At 67.2% G+C, this 19,171-nt stretch carries 20 protein-coding genes and 1 pseudogene; 4 read left to right on the plus strand and 17 right to left on the minus strand.

Annotation, left to right across the window (positions count from 1 at the left end; translation table 11 throughout):
• Nucleotides 1-118: 118 nt before the first annotated feature.
• Both AAF481_05635 and ftsE read right to left on the minus strand, forming a co-directional pair.
• Entirely contained in the window at nucleotides 119-1,024 is a 906-nt protein-coding gene (locus AAF481_05635; GenBank protein MEM7480635.1) for a permease-like cell division protein FtsX, read from the minus strand.
• Nucleotides 1,021-1,851 (minus strand): cell division ATP-binding protein FtsE, encoded by an 831-nt coding sequence (ftsE, locus tag AAF481_05640; GenBank protein ID MEM7480636.1) that lies wholly within the window; start codon nucleotides 1,849-1,851, stop codon nucleotides 1,021-1,023. Before ftsE ends, AAF481_05635 begins: the two co-directional genes overlap by 4 nt.
• 174 nt (nucleotides 1,852-2,025) lie before the next feature.
• Here ftsE and AAF481_05645 point away from each other — a divergent pair, with 174 nt between their 5' ends.
• Nucleotides 2,026-2,742 carry a polyphenol oxidase family protein gene (locus AAF481_05645; GenBank protein MEM7480637.1) on the plus strand — a complete coding sequence of 239 codons (717 nt, stop codon included), beginning with the start codon at nucleotides 2,026-2,028 and terminating at the stop codon, nucleotides 2,740-2,742.
• Here the strand turns inward: AAF481_05645 and rlmN are convergent.
• The gene (gene rlmN / locus AAF481_05650) at nucleotides 2,717-3,853 is read right to left on the minus strand and encodes a 23S rRNA (adenine(2503)-C(2))-methyltransferase RlmN (GenBank protein ID MEM7480638.1); all 1,137 of its coding nucleotides are present in this window, start codon (nucleotides 3,851-3,853) and stop codon (nucleotides 2,717-2,719) included. The genes AAF481_05645 and rlmN overlap by 26 nt on opposite strands.
• A gap of 40 nt (nucleotides 3,854-3,893) precedes the next feature.
• Nucleotides 3,894-4,223, minus strand: a complete 330-nt coding sequence (locus tag AAF481_05655; GenBank protein MEM7480639.1) for a hypothetical protein — start codon at nucleotides 4,221-4,223, stop codon at nucleotides 3,894-3,896.
• A gap of 147 nt (nucleotides 4,224-4,370) precedes the next feature.
• On the opposite strand from AAF481_05655, the gene AAF481_05660 reads away from it, so the two are divergent.
• Both AAF481_05660 and tatA read left to right on the plus strand, forming a co-directional pair.
• Nucleotides 4,371-5,324: a phosphotransferase gene (locus AAF481_05660; protein ID MEM7480640.1), complete on the plus strand. Its 954-nt coding sequence runs from the start codon at nucleotides 4,371-4,373 to the stop codon at nucleotides 5,322-5,324.
• 77 nt (nucleotides 5,325-5,401) lie between these two features.
• On the plus strand, nucleotides 5,402-5,584 hold the full coding sequence (gene tatA / locus AAF481_05665) for a twin-arginine translocase TatA/TatE family subunit (protein ID MEM7480641.1): 183 nt from the start codon (nucleotides 5,402-5,404) through the stop codon (nucleotides 5,582-5,584).
• Between the two features lie 423 nt (nucleotides 5,585-6,007).
• Here the strand turns inward: tatA and AAF481_05670 are convergent, their stop codons facing one another.
• From AAF481_05670 to AAF481_05730, 13 genes and pseudogenes are all read right to left on the minus strand, one after another.
• Nucleotides 6,008-6,727 carry a lytic transglycosylase domain-containing protein gene (locus AAF481_05670; GenBank protein MEM7480642.1) on the minus strand — a complete coding sequence of 240 codons (720 nt, stop codon included), beginning with the start codon at nucleotides 6,725-6,727 and terminating at the stop codon, nucleotides 6,008-6,010.
• 230 nt (nucleotides 6,728-6,957) lie between these two features.
• On the minus strand, nucleotides 6,958-7,251 hold the full coding sequence (locus tag AAF481_05675) for a helix-turn-helix domain-containing protein (protein MEM7480643.1): 294 nt from the start codon (nucleotides 7,249-7,251) through the stop codon (nucleotides 6,958-6,960).
• Between the two features lie 103 nt (nucleotides 7,252-7,354).
• A complete protein-coding gene (locus tag AAF481_05680; protein MEM7480644.1) occupies nucleotides 7,355-8,491 on the minus strand; it encodes a LysM peptidoglycan-binding domain-containing protein in 1,137 nt (378 codons plus the stop codon).
• A 171-nt stretch (nucleotides 8,492-8,662) separates the two neighbouring features.
• Nucleotides 8,663-9,007, minus strand: a complete 345-nt coding sequence (locus AAF481_05685) for a hypothetical protein (GenBank protein ID MEM7480645.1) — start codon at nucleotides 9,005-9,007, stop codon at nucleotides 8,663-8,665.
• A pseudogene (locus tag AAF481_05690) lies at nucleotides 8,956-9,591 on the minus strand (tetratricopeptide repeat protein). Before AAF481_05690 ends, AAF481_05685 begins: the two are co-directional and overlap by 52 nt.
• Before the next feature lie 161 nt (nucleotides 9,592-9,752).
• The gene (gene bamD, locus AAF481_05695) at nucleotides 9,753-10,607 is read right to left on the minus strand and encodes an outer membrane protein assembly factor BamD (GenBank protein ID MEM7480646.1); all 855 of its coding nucleotides are present in this window, start codon (nucleotides 10,605-10,607) and stop codon (nucleotides 9,753-9,755) included.
• Complete coding sequence (gene rpe, locus AAF481_05700) at nucleotides 10,604-11,257, minus strand: ribulose-phosphate 3-epimerase (protein MEM7480647.1); 654 nt, start codon at nucleotides 11,255-11,257, stop codon at nucleotides 10,604-10,606. The genes bamD and rpe overlap by 4 nt, the downstream gene beginning before the upstream one ends.
• Before the next feature lie 30 nt (nucleotides 11,258-11,287).
• Nucleotides 11,288-12,040, minus strand: a complete 753-nt coding sequence (locus AAF481_05705) for a PASTA domain-containing protein (GenBank protein MEM7480648.1) — start codon at nucleotides 12,038-12,040, stop codon at nucleotides 11,288-11,290.
• A 240-nt stretch (nucleotides 12,041-12,280) separates the two neighbouring features.
• Entirely contained in the window at nucleotides 12,281-13,591 is a 1,311-nt protein-coding gene (gene rseP / locus AAF481_05710) for an RIP metalloprotease RseP (GenBank protein ID MEM7480649.1), read from the minus strand.
• 123 nt (nucleotides 13,592-13,714) lie between these two features.
• Nucleotides 13,715-14,566, minus strand: a complete 852-nt coding sequence (locus AAF481_05715) for a phosphatidate cytidylyltransferase (GenBank protein MEM7480650.1) — start codon at nucleotides 14,564-14,566, stop codon at nucleotides 13,715-13,717.
• Nucleotides 14,567-14,634: 68 nt separating this feature from the next.
• Nucleotides 14,635-15,447 carry an isoprenyl transferase gene (locus AAF481_05720; protein MEM7480651.1) on the minus strand — a complete coding sequence of 271 codons (813 nt, stop codon included), beginning with the start codon at nucleotides 15,445-15,447 and terminating at the stop codon, nucleotides 14,635-14,637.
• A gap of 13 nt (nucleotides 15,448-15,460) precedes the next feature.
• On the minus strand, nucleotides 15,461-16,246 hold the full coding sequence (gene truA / locus AAF481_05725) for a tRNA pseudouridine(38-40) synthase TruA (GenBank protein ID MEM7480652.1): 786 nt from the start codon (nucleotides 16,244-16,246) through the stop codon (nucleotides 15,461-15,463).
• On the minus strand, nucleotides 16,243-17,679 hold the full coding sequence (locus AAF481_05730) for a hypothetical protein (GenBank protein ID MEM7480653.1): 1,437 nt from the start codon (nucleotides 17,677-17,679) through the stop codon (nucleotides 16,243-16,245). The genes truA and AAF481_05730 overlap by 4 nt, the downstream gene beginning before the upstream one ends.
• Between AAF481_05730 and AAF481_05735 the strand changes: the two genes are divergently transcribed.
• Entirely contained in the window at nucleotides 17,658-19,163 is a 1,506-nt protein-coding gene (locus AAF481_05735) for a glycosyltransferase (GenBank protein MEM7480654.1), read from the plus strand. The genes AAF481_05730 and AAF481_05735 overlap by 22 nt on opposite strands.
• Nucleotides 19,164-19,171: the final 8 nt, after the last annotated feature.

Raw genomic sequence — 19,171 nt, forward strand, 5'->3', positions numbered from 1 at the left:
CGGCCCGCGCCGGGGGGCTCACCCCCGTCATCGGCGGCCTGCGGGGTGCCCAGCCCCCTGAAAATGAACGAGCCAACAGGCTGCTGAAATCATCCGCGAAGCGGTCTTCAGCAGTCTGTTAGCTCTCTTCGCTGCCGAGTTTTTCTCTTCGCAGCGAGGCGATGGCGCCGCCCAGACCCGCGGCGCCGCCCAATAGGACGAGCAGCAGGAGGGCCTGCCAGCCCAAGAACTCCGGCGTCGCCATGGCGCCGAGGAGGCTGTCGGCGGTGCGGGCGGCGGCGGTGCGGTAGGCGCCGTACAGGCCGCCGACGGCGAGCAAGCCACCGAGCAGACCTTGCAGCAGACCCTCGGCGTAGAACGGGCCGCGGATGAAGAACTCCGTCGCGCCGACCAGCCGCATGACGGAGATCTCGTCGCGGTAGAGGTAGGCGGTCAAGCGGATGACGCTGGCGATGGTGAAGATGGCGGCGCCCAGGAGCACCAGGCCGAGGGTGAGGCCAATGCCGCGCACTACGGCGACCAGCGTTTCGAGCTGACGCAGCCAGTCGCGGTCATCGTCGACCATGTCGATGGTTGCGTCGGCCGCGAGGTCGGCGAGCCACCCTTCGAGTTCCGCCGTCGGCGCCGCGGTGTCGAAGCGCGCCGAGATCGAGCGCGGCAGGGGATCCTCCTCCCAGTCTTCCACCAGGTCGGCGAGGCTGGGAAAGGCACCCTGGAAACGCTCTACGGCCTCCTCGGGGCTCACCTCCTCGATCGATAGCACCCAGGCTGGAGCGGCCATCCGCTGGCGTAGAGCGGCGATGGCTTCGGGCGAGGCTCCGGGCTCCAGGTATACCGTGACCCGGGTCTCGTCCTGCCAGCGCTCCACCCACTGGGCCAAGTTGGTGCTGACCAGCAGGAAGGCACCGCCGATGAACAGGCTGACGGCGATCGTCACCACCGCCAGCAGGCTGACCTTCCAGCTCCGCGCCAGGCTGATTGCCGCTTCGCGCAGAAAATACGAGGCCGCTTGGTTCAGCCTCACGGTGCGTCCTTCGGTTCGCGGGGCGACGGATCTTTGGGTCTCCCGTCGAGCCCATCGGCGGGCATCGGGTTCGAAGACGGTTTTCGTTCACGGTCCTCGGTGGAGTCGGTTTCATCGGCGGCGGGGTCGAGCAGGTCCGCCACCTGGGGCGCCTCGCTACCTTCCACCCGCTGATCGCGGGTCAGCCGTCCCTCCCGCAGTTCGAGGACTCGTCCGCCCATCGACTGGATGATGTCGCGGCTGTGGGTGGCGATCAGCAGGGTAGTGCCGCGCAGGTTGATCTGGCGGAAGAGCCGCAGGATCTCCGCCGACAGATCCTCGTCCAGGTTGCCCGTCGGCTCGTCGGCGATCAGGATCTCCGGCTCGTTGATCAGCGCCCGGGCGATGGCGATGCGCTGCTGCTCACCGCCGGAAAGCTGGAGGGGAAAGGCCTGTGACCGGTGGGCCAAGCCGACCCGCCGCAGGGCCTGATAAGCGAGCTTCTTCTGCGCACGGTGCGGCAGCCCGAGGATGCGCGGCAGGTAGGTGATGTTCTCGAACACTGTCTTCCTGGGGATCAACCGAAAGTCTTGGAACACCACGCCCACGGAGCGGCGTAAGTACGGGATCTTGCGGCGTGGGATGGAAGCGACGTTGCGGCCGTTCACCAGGATCTGCCCGGCGCTCGGAATCTCCTCGCGAAAGATCAGCTTGAGGAGAGTCGTCTTGCCGGCGCCGCTCGGTCCGGTGAGGAACGCGAGTTCACCCGCCGGAAGATCGAAACTGACATCGTCCAACGCCTTCTGGCCACCGGGGTACCGCTTGCTGACGTGGAAGAACTGGATCATGGACGGTTGGAACGAGCCCTCTCTCGGCGACGATTCTCCGGCATAGGGTGCAGGGCACTCAAAGCTTGTCGGGCGATCGTACCAGCCGCGGCCCGCTCCTTCGCCGGATGCGGTGGCGTCTCGCGGGGCCGTACAATGCCGCCGTACACGAAATGCAGGCTGGTGGAGATTGCGATGATCGTAGGCCCCGTGGGGAACTCTCGGAAGGGCTGGATGTGGAGCGACAGCCGCGTTCGAGACGGCAGTTTGCTCGAAGTTCGATTCGCCGGCCGGGGGATGAGCGAGGCGGCGGAATTCGTGCCTTCGGAGATTTCCCTGGCGCGCTGCCGGCAGGAGCACTCGGCGCGGGTGTTGGCCGCCCGCCCCGGCGACTGCGGGGCCGGTGACGCGCTGGTGACGGACCGGCCGAGCCTCGCCCTGGCGGTGGTGACGGCGGACTGTGTACCGGTGCTGCTGGCGGCGGGAGAACGCCTGGCGGCGGTGCACGCGGGCTGGCGCGGACTGGCGGCGGAGATCCTGCCGGCGGCGGTCGCGGCCCTGGAAGCCGGTAGCGGGGAGATCTCCGCCTGGATCGGTCCGGCGATCGGGAGTTGCTGCTACGAGGTGGGCGAGGAGGTCGCCGGCGAGGTGGTGGCGGCGAGCGATCCCGCCGTCCGCCACGATGTGTCAAAAAGCGGCGGGCCGCGACGCCGACCGCACCTCGACCTGTCGCTAGCGGCCCTCCATCAACTGGCCGCCGCCGGCGTACGGGATGTGCGTATGGTGCCGGCCTGCACCCGCTGCGAAGAGGATCTGCTGTGTAGCTACCGACGCGACGGGCCGAGGGGCGTAGAGGGTGAAAGCGGCGCCGGTAGGAACATGGCGATCATTTGGCGGACGGAGACTCTCTAGGGCTGCGCCGTCGCTGGCCGATGAAGCCCTCGCCCAGGGAACGTCCCTCGAAGGTCTTGGGGGCGCGTCCCTGAACTCGAAGCTGGCCGCAGGCGGCGCTCACCTCGTCACCTCGCTGCCGCCGCACGGTGGACAGCACGCCGTGCCCTTTGAGGCGGCGGTGGAACCCGTCGATGCGATCGTTCGATGGCGGCTGTAGATCGTCACCGAGCACCGGATCGGGGTTCATCGGGATCAGGTTCACCTTGCTCGGCAAACCGCGCAGCAGGCGCGCCAGGCGGTCGGCGTGATCGAAGGAGTCATTGATCCCCCGGAGCAGGATGTACTCGAAGGTCAGCTTGCGGCCCTTCTCCAGGGGATACCGGCCGAGGGCCGCCCTCAACTCCGCCAGGGGATGGGTGCGGTTGACCGGCATCAGCCGGCTGCGCAGGGCGTCGTCCGGCGCGTGCAGGGAGATCGCCAGGTTCGGGCGCTGGGGCCAGGCGGCCAAGGCGTCAATGCCCGGCACGATGCCCGCCGTCGATACGGTGATGCGCCGCGGCGAGATGCTCTCCACCAGGATTCCGAAAGCGGTACGCAGGTTGTCGAGGTTGAGCAGCGGTTCGCCCATTCCCATGAACACTAGGTTGAGGCCCTCCGGCAGATCGCCGTCGCGCCGCACCCGCCGCACCTGAGCCACGATCTCGCCAGCGGTCAGATTGCGTCCGGCGCCCCAGAAGCCGGTGACGCAGAAACTGCACGCCAGGGCACAGCCGGCCTGGCTTGAGATGCACAGGGTGTGGCGCTTGCCGTCGGGGATGTCCACCGCCTCGATGGTCGATCGCTCGTCCAACGCGAACAGGTACTTCACCGTTCCGTCGGCCGCCTGGTGGCGCTCGGCGACCTTCGGCAGAGCAATACGAAAGCATTCGCCCAACTTGTGCCGCAAGGCCTTTGGTAGGTCGGTGATCTCGTCGAAGGAAGCGGCCTCCCGGCGGTGGAGCGCGTCGTAGATCTGCCGTGCCCGGAAGGGCCGGTCGACCCACGGTTTGAGGGTGTCCTTCAGGCGGTCGAAGGGCAGGCCGAGGAGTTCCGGGCGTTCGGCGGGTCTGGAGGGCGACGGAGAGGTCATGACTCGGCTGGGCTGTGTCCAGCGGCCCGGGTCGGACCTGTCACCGCCGGCTCTTGAGGCGGCGGGTGGGGTCGATGCCGATGGAGCGGAGGAAGGAGAGGTCGTTGCCGTTGATGCGGAAGTCCGGTTGGAATTCCGGTTCGTCGCCGCCGACCAGCGGAGTTGCCGAAGAATCGGTCTCCGCCGCCTTCAGGCCGTCGTCGAGGAGCAGGAACAGCGAGTAGCCCTGGTCGCGGATGGCGCGCAGACGACGACTCGCCTCGGAGGAGTCCGAGATGGCCTCCGAAAGGGAGCGGCCGAAGTCGCGCAGCATCTTCCTCAGGGTCGGGTCCAGAGCCTCTTCTCCTTTGCCGGTGGACGGCCATCGCAATCCTTCCAGGGCCGCCCGGGGCGTTCCGCCAGGTCCACTGCAAACGGTGAAAAACCGGCCCGGCGGTGCTGCATTATCGCCCCGCCCTTTCGAGGGTGTCAAACGCCCCGGGGAAGCCGCAGGCCCCCGTGCTAGCCTGCCGGAGTTATGGTATGGAGCCCTCCCTCCCGCGCCGATGTTGCCGCCTGGACAAAGCCCCTGGGCCGTCTCCAAGAGCTGCAGTCGCTGACCGGCGACGTCAGTCCCCGGCGCTATTATCGGCTCTGCTTTGACCACGGCGGAGCGGCGATTCTCGCCGCCTATCCGGAGTCCCTGATGCCCGCCTTCGAGCGGTTCCTGCGGACCACGGAACTGCTCGAATCGATTGCCGTGCGGGTGCCGTCGATCCTGCAACAGGCGCCCGAACGGGGCTGGATGGCGGTGGAGGATCTCGGTTCCGAAACGCTATTCGATCTACCCTCGGATTGGACCCTGCTCGCGCCCTACTACCGATCCGCCCGACGCGTCCTGGAGCGGGTGGACGGCTTGCCGGCGGACTTCGTCGCCTCTTTCTCGCAACCCCTCGACCGGGCCTTGCTCGAAAAAGAGCTTGAGCAAACCTGGGAGCGATTTCTGCTGCCGCGCGAGGTGGTCTCCCACGGGGAAGCGGCTCGGCGTCTGGAGCGCGCCTTGAGCGACCTGTGCGGGAGTCTCGCGGAGCTGCCGCCACGGCCCTGCCACCGCGACTTCATGGTACGCAATCTGGTGCCCCTGGGAGGCGGTGAGGTGGCGGTGCTCGATCACCAGGATTTGCGCCTCGGGCCGCCGCACTACGATCTCGCCTCGCTGCTCAACGACAGCCGCTTCCCGCGGCCGGCGGAAGTCACCCTCGAGTTGCCAGCGGAGACGGTGGACTACCACCGGGCAGCGGCCCAGCGCACCTTGAAGGCGGTGGGCACCTATGCGGCCTTCGCCGACCGCGGGTTCGACCGCCACCTGCCGCTGATCGAACCGACCTACCGCCGCGCCCTGGAGCACCTGGCGAAGGTGCCGGAGACGGCGCCGGCGGTGGTGGATCTGGCGCAAAGCGAAGTCGCGGATCGGGGTGGAGCGGCCGGCTGACGGCCTCTCCCGCACCCTGCTAGACTGGTATCTCACTTCGGCCGGGACGGATCCCGGTCGATCAGAAAGGAAGAACCATGGGTGGTATAGGCGTACCCGAACTGCTGGTCGTGTTGGGCATCCTGGTCTTGCTCTTTGGCGCGACGAAATTGCCCCAGATCGGCCGCGGCCTGGGCGAAGGGATCCGCAACTTCAAGACCGGCGTCCGCGAGCCGGAGTCCGACAAGATCGACGACGGCGAATCCGTCAAGCCCCGCTGAGGACCGTTCCCGGTCCTCTATTGTCTTCCGCCGTGCGAATGCCGCTACGGCGCTGCTTCATCCATCTCCTCGTCTTGTTCTAGGAGTTTTATCTCTAGCCGTCCTGAGAATTGGGACTAGATGGCTGCTAGGGAATTCGATGCGGCTTACGACCGAGCCTCGAAGGCGAGGCGGCGAAGCCGACTCGGGGGTGAGCCACGAAGTGGCGAGGGGGGCTTGCGACAGCAGGTTGCTGAAGGGCGGCTTCGCCGAGGTTTTCAGCAGCCTGCTGTCTGTTTCATTTCCAGGGGGCTAGGCGCCCCCTCGCCTGAAAAGGCAAGCCTCTTCAGGCTCACCCCATCCTCGGCAGCTCCGCTGCCGCCTCGCCTCTGGGCTCGGAGAGTTTTCTTGGAAGAGTCCGCGAAGCGCATCTTCAGCAGTCTGCTAGTTGAGAACGATTAGGTCTGTGGCCCCGGTGTCGTCCCACACGCTGCGGTGGATGTCGACGTAGGTCGAGATCACCTTGGAAACATAGCGGCGGGTCTCGCGGAAGGGCGGGATGCCGCCAAACCGGCGCACGTTGCCGGGACCGGCGTTATAGGCCGCCAGGGCCAACTCCAGGTCCCCATCGTAGGTGTCGAGCAACTGCCGCAGATAGCGGGCGCCGATGTCCAGGTTGACCGCCGGATTGCTCAATTCGGTGCTGAATCCGCCGGTGGCCGGCATCACCTGCATTAGGCCGACGGCTCCCACCGGCGACACGGCGTGGGGCAGAAACCCCGATTCCACCTCGATCACCGCGGCGACCAGCAGGCTGTCCAGGTCGTAGCGCTCCGCCGCTTCGACGATCTCGCCGCCAAAGGGCACGGATTCGAGGTAGCGATGGTTGTCCTCTTTAAGGTTGTAGCTGCGGAACAGCTCGAAGGTTTCGGGGCGCTCTCGCACGGCGGCCCGGATGTCCACCGGGCTCATGGTGCCGAGGCTGCCCTCGTCGGAGTCCGTGAGCCAGAGGGCGAGTTCGTCGAGAACGGCGATCTCTTCCGGGCTCGGAATCTCCACTGACGGAGGCGTGGGCGGGGCGGAAACCCCGGTGCCGCCGGAGCTGAGAAGGAAGGCGAGGGTGGCGAAAGTCGCCAGCACGCCTTGGAGTCGTAAACAGATCATGGTGAATTCAGGTCCTAGTTTCGGTCGGGAACGGGGCTGGACCGGCGACGGGGTGATCGTGGCCTGTGGGTGGGGCCGGCTCAGCCTCGGTGTACTGATCCCGCCGGAGACGTATTCATCCCGGACGGGCGCCTGCCTTCTTGCGTCGTAAGAAGCAGGTTGTATGCCAACCGGCGCATCGGCCGGTGCTTTTGTTACGGCCCAGAGATTTTCTTACGACGGTACGCGGATCAGCGCTTGCCCGGCGAGGACTTGGGGGGTGCGCCCTTCCCGGCCGCGTCGCGGCCGCCGCCGTTGCGTGCAGTGCTCGCTCCGATCCCCAGGTTGGAGACCTTGTTGCGCAAGGTGTTGCGGTGCACGCCGAGGCTGCGGGCCGAGCGGCAAAGGTTGCCGTTATTGGAGTTTAGGGACGCCACGATGAACTGGCGCTCAAACTCGCGGCGAGCCTGGGCGAGGGTCATCCCTCGCTTGACCAGCTCGTCGACGATCTGGGTCAGTCGGCGGTTGAGTGTCGGTTCCTTCACAGGGCTTCTTCTCGCGGCAAGGCGACAGGATAGCACAGCGAAACGTCGCTGCGAGGGGGAAAGGGATGCCGCACCCTGACGCCCGGAGACGCCAGGATGACACTCATTTCAGGGCCAGCAGATCGCCGGGATAGATGGGGTAGCGGGAGCCGATGATCTTGGCGACGGACGACCGGCTGTGGACGGAGAGCACCGCCAACTCGCCCAGCACCACCGGCGGCAGGCCTTCACTGTTGAGGCGGTAGACGGTGTAGATGTCGCCGGGTACGACATCCGCGTTCTCGCCGCGATCGATGTGGACCACACTGTCCTCGCCGAGGGTGATGAGGCCGTGGTCGCCGGCCAGGATCACCGGCGCACCGGCCAGAGACTCCGCCGAGGCGGGCAGGTTGACCGGCCGCAAGCCGGTGCGGCGACCGAGCGGAACGGGCTCTTCATCGAACAGCTTGAGCTGCGCGCCCACCACCACCGGTCGGCAGGTATGGACGACTTCGGCGATCGCCGTTTCGGCCTGCACGGACAACACCCGCACCTGGCCCTGGTAGTGGTACATGCGGCCGAACACGGAATTGTCCCCGGGATGCCGAATCTTCGGTCCGCTGCCGATGGCCGTGTAGACGGTGCCCGGCGTCATGTTGCCGCTGCGGCCGCCGCTCAGATAGATGATGTCACCGTTCATCATGCCGTACTTGAGGGTGTCGGTTCCGTAGAGGCCGTTGTAGCTGGCGGCGGCGGAGCCGCCGAGGTTGTCGAGACTGGGGGACAAGGCCTGAAACTCGGAGCCGATGATGGCGAAGGGGAACTGCTCGTTGAGTTCGCCGATGAAGCCGGTGCAGTAGATGTCCGATTCGCCGCCCAGCGGGCCCGGCGGGCGAGCATCCGATCCGGCCCGCAGGAAGGGATAGTCATCGTCCGGGGCTTCGTCGTCGAGGCCGGCTTGATCGAGGGACTCGACGGTGGTGACCTCGGTGGTGGTCAGCAGCGGATCGCCGGGATAGATCCAGTGTGCGTCGAGGATGTATTGGTTCTGCTCCCAGAGCTGGGGCCAGAGGTACGGGTCGCCATAGAAGCGCGCGGCCAGATCCCACAGGGTGTCGCCGCGGGCGATGATGTACACCTCGGCGTCCTCGGGCGGAGTCGGGGGATCCCAGGCGGTCCAGTGGTCCCCTACCTGGCGGAGGTTTCTGGGCGGATTGTCATGGGCCAGGACGATGCCGCTCGTCAGCACGGCGAGCACCATTGACAGTACAAGCCAACGGACGAGCCTGGTCGATTGATTCTTCATGGCAAGCGAACCCCCCGAACACGACACTGCGTGTGTAAGCCTATAGCGAGATCCCAATGCACGGTATCTCGCTGTGCCGTGCAGTGTCAAGAACTTAGCCGGCAAAACTTCAAGCACTACTTTAACCTATCGCCTGGGCTGAGGCGAATCCTGGACTTCGGTTCGGCGAGCGAACGATCTGCTATTCCAGCAGACCGCTATCGAGCTCGAAGAGCGAGGCGGCGGGCTGGGCACCCCGCGGGAGCCGCCGGGGATGGGGGTGAGCCCCTGCGCGGGCCGCAAGAGAATGACACTTCTTGCAGCGAGGGGGCGGTCCCGCGTCCAGGCGTCGAGCCCCCCTAAAAGCCTAACTACGGCAGTTTGGCGATTCGCTCCTCGGCTACTGCGGAGGCGGCGCTCGAAGGAAAGCGGCGGACGATCTCGCGGTACGACGCCCGGGCGCCGTCCGAGTCGCCGAGGAGCTCTAGGCACTGGCCGGCCTTGAGCAGCGCGTCGGGTACCTTGTTGCCTTGCGGGTAGCGCTCCACGGTTTCGCGAAAGGCCGCCAGCGCTCCGCGCGTATCGCCGCGCGCAAAGCGCGCTTCGCCGATCCAGTACTGGGCGTTGTCTGCCAGGTTGGTATTGCCGCTCTCCTGCAGGAAGCGCCGGAAGCGTGACTCGGCGTCGATGTAGTTGCCCTGGTGGTACTGGGCGTAGCCCTCATCATAGAGATCCTGGGCGGAGGCCGAGGGAGTCGTCGTGGTCGCGCCCACGGTGGGCGGCTCCAGGTTCGATGGGGCGGCGGCGGCCGGCAGCGGCGGGCGTGGATCCGCATCGCGGCTCGGAATGTCGACCACCGGCAAATCCTCGTCCGCCAGGTTTTCCTCTTCCACCTCGCCACCGCTGTCGCTGCGGGCGGCGATGCGGTCTTCTAGCCGAGGTTCCTCCAGCGGGCGCGGATTCGAAGAGGTCGGGTCGGCGGGTCGGCGCGCCGCCCCGGCGGTCGCTCCGCCGGCGATCAGCGCTTCCAAAGCCCGCACCTGCTGCCGCAGGCGATCCATCTCGAGCTCACCCATCACCGCCTGCCGCTGCAACTCCACCACCCGCGCCTTGAGTTCGGCGACATCGTCGGCGGTGGTGTTCTCCGGAGCGGAGGAACCCCGTCCGGTAGCGCAACCGAGGCTGATGGCCAGCAGAGCGATCAGGAGGGTGCCGAGGAGCCGCTGCGCGGAGCGGGTCACGAGTCCGATTCCTCAGAGGATGGCCCTTCGTCTTCCGCGTTGCCGGGACTTTCCGCGCCGTTCTCGGCGGTGGCGCTCTCGACCGGTGGTGCTTCTACCGGCGGGATGTCCGCGATCCAGGGGCTCTCCGGGTGCTCGGTGCGCAAGCGATCGAACACCTCGATGGCCTTGATCTTGTCTTGCGGACGAAGGCTTCGGTTGTAGGTCAGGCCTAGGTGGTAGAGCACCTTGTCGCGCTCCGAATAGTTCGGATAGCTCGCCAGGAGACCTTCGAAGCGCTGGATCGCGGCGATCAGCACGGGGCGCCGCCGATAGTAGTCACCGACCACAAACTCGTGCTCCGCCAGGTTGTCGAGCACCTTGTTGATCTGCTCTCGGGCCTCGGCCGTGTAGTCGCTCGTCGGGTACAAGCGGATCAGCTCGCGGAAGGCCTGGAGGGCTTTCTCGGTGGCCGTTTGGTCGCGGTCCGGTTTCTCCATCCGCTCGGCCAAACTGTTGGCGATCTGGTACTGCGCGTAGGCGGCCAGATTGCTGGTCGGAAAGCGGTTCAAGAAGTCGCGGTACTTGGCCTCCGCCTGGATGTAGTTGATGGCGCCGCCGTCCAGGTAGTAGCTATCCGCCAGTAGGAGGAGCGCTTCGCGTCCGGAGAGGGAGTTGGGCTCCACTTCGAAGGCGTGGGACAGATGTCGCCGGGCGCGGGCAAACTTTTCGTCGGCCATCAGGGTCTTGCCTTCGTCGAGGGCTTCCTGAGCGGACAGGCGGAGGATCGGGTCTTCCCGAACGGCGCTGCGGCAGCCGAGGGGCGAAAGGCTGACGAGGACCAGGATCGAGAACAGGATCTTGCGGTTCATGAGATCTCCGAAAGGGAGCGCTGGCGCAGCTCCGCGATGGCGGCGACGGGATCGTCGGCGCCGAAGACGGCGGAGCCGGCGATCGCGATGTCCACGCCCGCCGCCCGCGCCGGTCCAATGGTGTCACGGTCGATGCCGCCGTCCATGGCGATGTCCAGGGAGTCCCCGGCGAGATCGCGCAGGCGGCGGGTCTTGTCGAGAGCTCGTGGGATGAAGCTCTGGCCGCCGAAGCCCGGATTGACGGACATCAGCAGTACGAAGTCGAGATCGTCGAGGACGTCTGCGAGTACCTCCACCGGAGTAGCCGGATTGAGGGCGACGCCGGCCGCCGCGTGACCGCGGCGGATGCGGTCGAGAACCCGGTGCAGATGGGTGCAGGCCTCCCAGTGGACGGCCACCATGTCCGATCCGGCGGCCAGGTACTCGTCGAGCAACCGGCCCGGTGAGTCCACCATCAGGTGGACGTCGAGGGGCAGTTCGGTGCGTTCCTTGAGCGCCGCGATCACCGGGATGCCGAAGGTCAGGTTGGGTACGAAGTGGCCGTCCATCACGTCCACGTGGATCAGCTCCGCGCCGCCGCGTTCACAGATGTCGACGGCACCGACGAGATTCGCCAGGTCGGAGGCGAGGAGTGAAGGGGCGAGCTTCATGGGTGAGTCCTCAGGGTCATGCGATCGATGTCAACCGGTGCGGGGAGGGGAGGCGACCACCAGGGAGATCGCTTCGCGACGCGTCAATGGGTGCCCGGCAAGCGGATATTGGCGCAAGATGGTGCCCTCTTCGACCCCTTCGTAGGGTTCGTACTTGATCCCGCCGAGGCGGAAATCGCGGGCTTCGAAGAACGGCCGCACCTGTCGGTAGTTGCGGTAGACCAGATCCGGCATGATGTAGCGCTCGCCGGGCGCTCCCATGGAGAGCAACACATCGACCTCGCTGCCCGGAGCCACCACCCGCTCCGCCAGCGGCGATTGCTGAACGATGGTGCCCGGCTCCATCCCCGGTTCGTAGACCCTGAGGGAGCGGCCGAGGGTGAGGCCCGCCGTCGCCAGGGCCACCTGCGCCGACTGCAGCGATTGGCCCCGCAGGCTCGGCACCGCCGTCTGCTGCGGCCCGAGGGACATCACCATCTGCACCGTGCTGCCGCGCTTGACCAGGGTGCGGGCGCGGGGCGTTTGTTCCACGACGTGGTCCTCGGCGATCTGCGCGTCGAAGCGCGCCGCATCCTCCCGGAACTGGGGGGTCAATCCCTGATCCGAGAGGCGTTCGAGGGCCTCGTGCCGAGACAGCCCCACCAGGTCCGGCGCCGCGGTGGCGCCGCTCCTCACGAAGGCGTTGAAGGACAGGTAGGCGGCGAGCAGAAAAACCCCCGCCAGGGCGCCAAAATAGGCGAGGCGGCGAAAGATCTTGAGGGCCTTGGCGGCGACCGGCGACATCCGGTAACTCTAACAGCTAGCTGCCAGCTGAGCGGGCGCTTCGCGCATGATTTCAGCGCGCCGCTAGCTGTTGATACCCAGGGGGCTGGGCGCCCGCCCGCGGTCCGCCCCTCGCCCGAAGAAATGAACTCTTCGCGCTCACCCCTGCGCGGGCCGCCCGTCCTCGGCAGCTTCGCTGCCGCCTCGTCCGGGGGCGCCCAGCCCTTCCGGCTCGGTCGCTAGCAGAGGGGTTGAAGGACGTCACAATCCGAGGGGCAGATTCTTCGCCAGATCGAAGTAGAGCACCACCGCCATGAGCAGCAGGATCATCACGAATCCCACCTGGGCGAAGGCCTCCTTGAGGCGCATGGGAAGGTCCCGGCGGATGCCGCTTTCGACCAGCAGCATCAGGATTTGGCCGCCGTCGAGAATGGGGATCGGCAGCAGGTTGACCATGCCGATCGAAATCGAGAGAAAGCCCATTAGGTGGATCAAGCTCTTGAATCCGACCTGCGCCGCCCGCCCGCTCTGGACGGCGATCTCGATCGGTCCGCCGAGGGCGCCCTTGGCGGGAATGTCCCCTTGAAAGATGCTGCCGATCACCGCCACCGTCTGTTCGAGGATCTGGCGGTTGTAGCGCACACTCTGCACGATCGCCTCGATCGGACCGTACTTTTGGTAGATGCCCAGACTCACGCCGATCCGGCCGATGCCGTCCTCGCTGGTTGCCGGTGTGACCTTCAGCACCATCGGTTCGCCCTTGCGCAGCACGCCCAGGTCGATGGCGGTGTCGGTTCGTTGCTCGATATAAAGGGCGAAGCTGGCCGAATCGAGCACCGCGATGCCGTCGACGGTGGCGAGCTGGTCGCCGGCCTTCAGGCCGGCGGCGGCGGCGGGGGAACCTTTGGCGACCTCGACGATGCTCGGTCGGAGCTGCGGATAGAGGCCCGCCAGGTCGCCCACCTCGTACTTCTCGATGCTGCCCGGCGTCACCGTCGCTTCAAAGCGTTCGTCGCCGCGTTCGATCTGTAGCTGGACCGGCCGGTTGGGCGAGGTGAGGAGAGCGAGCATCACGTCCGGCCAGCTATCCACCGATTCGCCGCCGACGGCCAGCACCCGGTCGCCCCGGCGCAGCCCCGCCTCCGCCGCCGAGGACCCCTCGACGGCGCCGCCCAGCACCGGTTCGATGTCCGGCAAGTCGGCGGTAGAGGTACCCACCATGAAGACACCGGCGATCAGGGCGATGGCGAGCACCACGTTCATCACCGGGCCGGCCAGGTACACGAGGATGCGCTGCCAGCGCGGCTTCGACAGAAACTCGCGCGGATCGCCGCTTGCCTCCTCCGGCAGTTCGCCCCCCAGCTTGACGTAGCCGCCCAGGGGAATGAGGGACACCCGGTAGTCCGTCTCACCGCGCTGAAAGCCCCACAAGCGCTTGCCGAAGCCGAGGGAGAAGGTGTGCACTCGCACTTTGAAGGCTTTGGCGACCAGCAGGTGCCCGGCTTCGTGCACGAAGATGATGATGCCGAGGGCGAAGGGGAAGGCGTAGATGAAACTCAAGAAGTCGGTCATAGGCTAATCGGAAGCTCTGTCGGTCGATGGGTCGTGGGGGTGTTTGTGTACCGCTCGTTTCGGTGCACCGAGGATAAGCAACCTGCCTACATTACGCAGGAATTCCCCTGGCGTTCTCGACCCTCACGGGCTCAGCAGGGCGGGGTCCAGCCACAGCACCGCGAGCCACAGCACCGGCAGGGCGAAGAGCACGCCGTCCACCCGGTCCCACAGGCCGCCGTGGCCCGGCAGTAGGGTCCCTGAGTCCTTGACTCCCGAGCCGCGCTTGAACATCGACTCGGCGAGATCTCCGATCTGCGCCGCGACCGAGGTCACCACCGCCAGCCCTAGCAAGACCGGCCGGATTTCGCCCAGCCGGAAGTGGCACCACAGGAGGGCGACCGCCAGCGATACGGCGAGGGCGGCGGCGGCTCCTTCCCAGCTCTTCTTCGGGCTCACCCGTGGCGCCATCTTGTGGCGCCCGAAGGGGCGGCCGACATAGTACGCACCGGTGTCTCCCAGCCAGGCGATGGCAAAGGCTAGAAACACCAGCCAGGGGTCGCTCTCGCGCAGCTCCCAGGCGGCGAGCACCGGCAGGGCGAAGTACGGCAGGCCGAAGGCGAAAGCCCCGACCGTTCGAAAACCGTGCTCCAGAGAGGTGCGGGCGGCGAGGACCGCCACCGGCAGCGCGATCGCGACGACCGCCGCCAGGGCCGCGACACCGCGCCCTTCGGTCATCGCCTCGCGCAGGCCCCAGGCGAAGGGGATGACCAGGATCGGCAGCATCCCGAGGAGGCCGCGGCCCGGCCGCTCCTTTGCCGGCAGGGTGGCCGCCGCCGGATGGCGCGGCTCCTCCGGCAGGGCGATGCGGGTGTATTCCCAGGCGGCCAGCAGAACGCCCGCCGTCACCATCGACATGAAGACCCAGGTGGGTCCCAAGAGCATGCTGGCCAGGAAGGGCGGTGCGAGGATCGCCGCCGTGAGGAGTCGCTGCATGGAGGATGGTTGAGCCGAGGAGAGCGGGCCGCCTTCTCGGCACCGGAACCCGCGAACGCCGGGCTGGTTTACCCAGGAGCTCGGACGGTGGTTGGCGAAGAATCGTCGCGATCGGCGTCCTTGACGGCGCCGAAGCGGCGATCCCGCGCCTGGAAATCGAGAATCGCTTCGAACAGGGTGCCGCGGCGAAAATCCGGCCACAGGGTGTCCGTGAACCAGATCTCCGAATAGGCGATCTGCCACAGCAGAAAGTTGCTCACCCGCATCTCGCCGGAGGTGCGGATCAGGAGGTCCGGATCCGGCTGGCCGGAGGTGTAGAGGTAGCGGCCGAGGGTTTCCTCGTCGATGTCGGCGCCCTTGCCGGCCGCCCACTCGGTGACGATCCGCCGGCAGGCGTCCACGATCTCGCAGCGGCCGGAGTAATTGAGGGCGATGTTCAGCCCCATGTTCTCGCCGTCCTTGGTGGCGTCCAGGGCATTTTCCAGCACCGCGACGACGGACGGGTCCAGTTCCCGCCAGCGGCCCAGCACCTGGAGGCGAATGCCGTTCTTGATCAGCGTGTCGAGTTCCCGCTGGACGTATTCCTTGAGCAGGTTCATCAGCGTCCACACTTCGAAGCGGGGACGCTTCCAGTTCTCGATCGAGAAGGCGTAGAGGGTCAGCACTTCGAGATCGAGGCGCGCCGCCGCTTCCACCGTGTCGCGCACCGAGGCGATGCCGGCGCGGTGGCCTTCCACCCGGGGCAGACCACGGCTACGCGCCCAGCGCCCGTTGCCGTCCATGATGACGCCGACATGGCGGGGCAGTCGTTCCAGGTCTAGGCGCCGGACGAGAAGCTCTTCCGGCGAGCCCGGCTCGGCGAGTTTTGAGATTTCGATCATTGCCTTCGGGGATTTAAACTACCACATCCCCTCGTTCCTCTCCTCGGTTCACGGGCCCCCACTCCGGGGGGTAGAGAACACGCTCCAGGCACAGCCCTCGGGCCGGTGCCGTCGGGCCCGCTTCGCCGCGCGGCCGGCCGGTGAGCAAGCGGCGGAAATCCGCCGTCGTGCGCCGCCTGAGACCGATGTCAATCATCGTACCGACGAGGGAGCGCACCATGCCGCGCAGAAAGCCATCGCCGCGCACCCGGAAGCGGATCTCCCGGCCGTCTTCCTCCCACTCTGCCGACCGAATGTGGCGAGACGGATGCCGATGGGAGCCGCCGGCGAGGGCAAATGCGGTGAAATCGTGGCGCCCGACCAGCGCCGCCGCGGCGCGCTGCAAGGCCCGGCGGTCGATGGCCTCGTGCACCGGCACCATGAAGGGCGCCTCGAGCGGCGGGATTACCGGGTGGCGCCACAGGCGGTAGACGTACTCCTTGCCGCCGGCCGAGCGCAGGGCGTGGAAGTCCGGCCGCATCCGATCCGCCGCCAGCACACGTATATCCGGCGGAAGGCGGCGGTTAGTGCCGTGCACCATGCCGCGGCGGGGAAACGGTGCCGGCAGGTCGAGGTGGGCCGCCTGGCCGCGGGCGTGCACGCCGGTATCCGTTCGGCTGGCGCCGTGCACGGTGACCGGCTCGCCGAGGAGATCCGCAAGGGCTCCTTCGACGGCCCCCTGGACCGTCGGCCCGGAAGGTTGGCGCTGCCAGCCGTAGTAGGCGTTGCCGCGATAGGACAGCAGCAGCCGGTACCTCATGGCGGCGAGGCTCCGTCCGCCGGTAGGGCACGAAACGCCTGGGAGGAGCGCCGGCGGCTGGACCAGCGCAGCAGGAAGAACGGCACCCAGATCGCTGAGAACACCCACGGCATGAGCGGAACGGAAAGAAACTGCGGCAGGTACGAAAGCGGCAACAGCGCCGCCAGGGTCAACCAGGCGGCATCGCGCGACAACGCCGCCCAAGGCATCATCCACAGCGCATACCAGGGGTAGAAGGTGGCCGAGCACAGCAGCAGTCCTTCGAACAGCCGCGCCGTGCCGGCGACCGGGTCGCGCCGCCGCAGGGAGCGGGCCAGCACCCACAGCATGATCCCGGCCAGGATGGCCTTGGCGATCAGCCGGGGATAGACCCAGGGATAGAGCCCGTTGACCGTCTCGTGATGTCCGATCCAGCCTTTCAGCCGGTCCAGCCCGCCGTGCAGCATCGGCACCAGGCCGCTCGCCTCCACGGCGCGCCACAGCGGCTCATACAGCGGGCCGTTGAACTCCCAGGACACGCCGTAGGTGGTGAGCCCCGGGGGCACCCCGCCGGCCGTCGCGACCACCGGTGCGAGGGAGACGGCGGTCACCCCGAGGGCGATGGCGGCGAACTTCCAAGGGCGTCCGCTGTGGCGCGCCCACATGGGAATCGCGGCGAGGGGCGCCAGCTTCGCCAGCACCCCACCGGCCGCCGCCAGGGGCGCCGTCAGGCCCTGCCGGCGCGGGCCGAGGAGCCACGCCACGGCGGCCACCGTCGCCGCCACGCCAAGGGCGTCCACGTGGCCCATGCCGGCGGTTTCCAGCGCCACCAGAGGACTCCAGGCGTAGAGCGCCACGCGCACCTGGGGCAGGCCGCGGCGGCGCGCCACCAGGAGCAGGGCCCAGGCGCCGAGGACGTCGGCGGTCGCCAGGGCGCTTTTGATCCACAGGCTGCCGTTGTCGAAGACCGGATCCGGCAGGCGAGCGGCTATACTGAACACGCCCATCGCCAACGGCGGGTAGACGGTCGCCACCGAGCGGTGCGGCAGGGCTTGCCACAACTCGTCCCGCAATGGGGTGAGTTCGTCGGCGTCCGGTGCCAGAATGTAGGGGTTCTGGCCGGCGGCTGCCACCCGGCCGTCCCACACATAGCGCAGGAGATCGTCGGACAGAGTCGGCGTCAGCAGCAGCAGCGGCAGCCGCATCATCACTGCCACGATCAGTACCGCTCCGGCGACTGGGCCGGAATTAGGCTCCGCGCCCTCGATCCGACGAATCACCCACACCAGAGCACCGGTCCCCACCGCCAGCAGCACTACCGTCCATTCGACGTGTTCCGCCAAATCTCCAACCCGCGCCAGCACCATCGCCAGGCCGACAAAGGGCAATCCGGCCAGGAAGACTCGCCGCGCCGCGGGCGAGGGGGATACGAATGACGAACTCGATCGGAGCATCGGTGGTGTTGCTGGCGTACTACGGGATTCTGGCGATCCTCGCCGCCTATGGCGTACACCGTATGGTGCTGGTGGCGCTCTACATCCGATTTCGGCGCCAGGTGGCGGTGGAACCGCCGGCGCCGGAAGAATGGCCGCGGGTGACGGTCCAACTGCCACTCTACAATGAGATGTACGTCGCCCGCCGGTTGATCGACGCGGTGTGCACCCTCGACTATCCACCCGACCGGCTGGAGATCCAGGTTCTCGACGACTCGACGGACGAGACCCGCGACATCGTGGCCGCCGCCGTCGAGCGTCAGCGCGCCCTCGGGCACCGCATCCGCCATCTTCACCGGACGGACCGCAGCGGTTTCAAGGCGGGGGCCCTCGCGGCCGGTTTGGAGGTCGCCGACGGCGACCTGGTGGCGGTTTTCGATGCCGACTTTCTGCCGACGCCGGAGTTCCTCCGGCGCACCGTGCCGCACTTCGCGGACCCCGGGGTTGGCATGGTGCAGGCGCGGTGGGATCACCTCAATCGGTCGTTCTCGCTGCTGACCCGCATCCAGGCCATCTTCCTGGACGGCCACTTCGTCATCGAGCACACGGCGCGCAACCGCAGCGGCTGCTTCTTCAACTTCAACGGCACCGCCGGGGTGTGGCGTCGGCGGGCGATCGCCGACGGCGGCGGCTGGCAGCACGACACCCTGACCGAGGATCTCGACCTTTCCTACCGTTCGCAGATGAGCGGCTGGCGTTTTGTGTACCTGCCGGATCTGCTGGTGCCGGCGGAACTGCCGGTCGAGATCAACGGCTTCAAAAGCCAGCAATACCGTTGGGCCAAGGGCTCCATCCAGACTGGCCGCAAGCTGCTCTCGCGCCTTCTCTCGGCGCCTTTGCCGCCGCGGGTCAAGGCCGAAGCGGTGGTGCACCTGACCAACAATTTCTGCTACCCCTTGATGGTACTGCTGGCGCTCCTGGTGTTCCCGGCGATGGTGCTGCGCCGCGGCTCGTCCTGGGAGGCGCTGCTCTTGATCGACCTGCCGATGTTCATGGCGGCCACCTCGTCGGTGCTGATCTTCTATATCGCCAGCCAGGTAGCCGGCGGCCGCGGTTGGCGCCGCACCTTGGGCGATCTACCGGCGCTGATGGGCCTCGGCATCGGCTTGTCGGTGAGCAATTCTGCGGCGGTGTTGACCGGCCTCAAGGATCGCGGCGGCACCTTCGTCCGCACGCCGAAGTTCTCCATCGTCGAGCGCGGCGATGCGGATCGGCCCCGTCGTTACCGGGCCGGCCGCAGCATGACCTTCGCCATCGAGCTGGCCTTCGCCCTGTACTTCACGGTGGTCTTCGTGTACGCGGCGGTCGATGGTATGTGGGCCTCGCTACCGTTCCTCTATCTCTTTCTGCAGGGCTTCTGGTACATCGTGCTGCTGTCCCTGGCGGAGCGCTGGCGCCAGCCGTCGGCGGTGGAGACGCCTTGGCCGGCTTCAGGCGACGGGTAGACCGCCGA

The organism is Acidobacteriota bacterium, from assembly GCA_039030395.1.
GTDB lineage: Bacteria > Acidobacteriota > Thermoanaerobaculia > Multivoradales > JBCCEF01 > JBCCEF01.

Coding starts and splice junctions, on each gene's coding strand:
- ftsE (MEM7480636.1), bottom strand. CDS start 1,851: ATGATCCAGTTCTTCCACGTCAGCAAGCGGTACCCCGGTGGCCAGAAG.
- AAF481_05645 (MEM7480637.1), top strand. CDS start 2,026: ATGATCGTAGGCCCCGTGGGGAACTCTCGGAAGGGCTGGATGTGGAGC.
- rlmN (MEM7480638.1), bottom strand. CDS start 3,853: ATGACCTCTCCGTCGCCCTCCAGACCCGCCGAACGCCCGGAACTCCTC.
- AAF481_05660 (MEM7480640.1), top strand. CDS start 4,371: ATGGTATGGAGCCCTCCCTCCCGCGCCGATGTTGCCGCCTGGACAAAG.
- tatA (MEM7480641.1), top strand. CDS start 5,402: ATGGGTGGTATAGGCGTACCCGAACTGCTGGTCGTGTTGGGCATCCTG.
- AAF481_05670 (MEM7480642.1), bottom strand. CDS start 6,727: ATGATCTGTTTACGACTCCAAGGCGTGCTGGCGACTTTCGCCACCCTC.
- AAF481_05680 (MEM7480644.1), bottom strand. CDS start 8,491: ATGGTGCTCGCCGTGCTGACGAGCGGCATCGTCCTGGCCCATGACAAT.
- bamD (MEM7480646.1), bottom strand. CDS start 10,607: ATGAACCGCAAGATCCTGTTCTCGATCCTGGTCCTCGTCAGCCTTTCG.
- rpe (MEM7480647.1), bottom strand. CDS start 11,257: ATGAAGCTCGCCCCTTCACTCCTCGCCTCCGACCTGGCGAATCTCGTC.
- AAF481_05705 (MEM7480648.1), bottom strand. CDS start 12,040: ATGTCGCCGGTCGCCGCCAAGGCCCTCAAGATCTTTCGCCGCCTCGCC.
- rseP (MEM7480649.1), bottom strand. CDS start 13,591: ATGACCGACTTCTTGAGTTTCATCTACGCCTTCCCCTTCGCCCTCGGC.
- AAF481_05715 (MEM7480650.1), bottom strand. CDS start 14,566: ATGCAGCGACTCCTCACGGCGGCGATCCTCGCACCGCCCTTCCTGGCC.
- AAF481_05720 (MEM7480651.1), bottom strand. CDS start 15,447: ATGATCGAAATCTCAAAACTCGCCGAGCCGGGCTCGCCGGAAGAGCTT.
- truA (MEM7480652.1), bottom strand. CDS start 16,246: ATGAGGTACCGGCTGCTGCTGTCCTATCGCGGCAACGCCTACTACGGC.
- AAF481_05735 (MEM7480654.1), top strand. CDS start 17,658: ATGACGAACTCGATCGGAGCATCGGTGGTGTTGCTGGCGTACTACGGG.
- AAF481_05730 (MEM7480653.1), bottom strand. CDS start 17,679: ATGCTCCGATCGAGTTCGTCATTCGTATCCCCCTCGCCCGCGGCGCGG.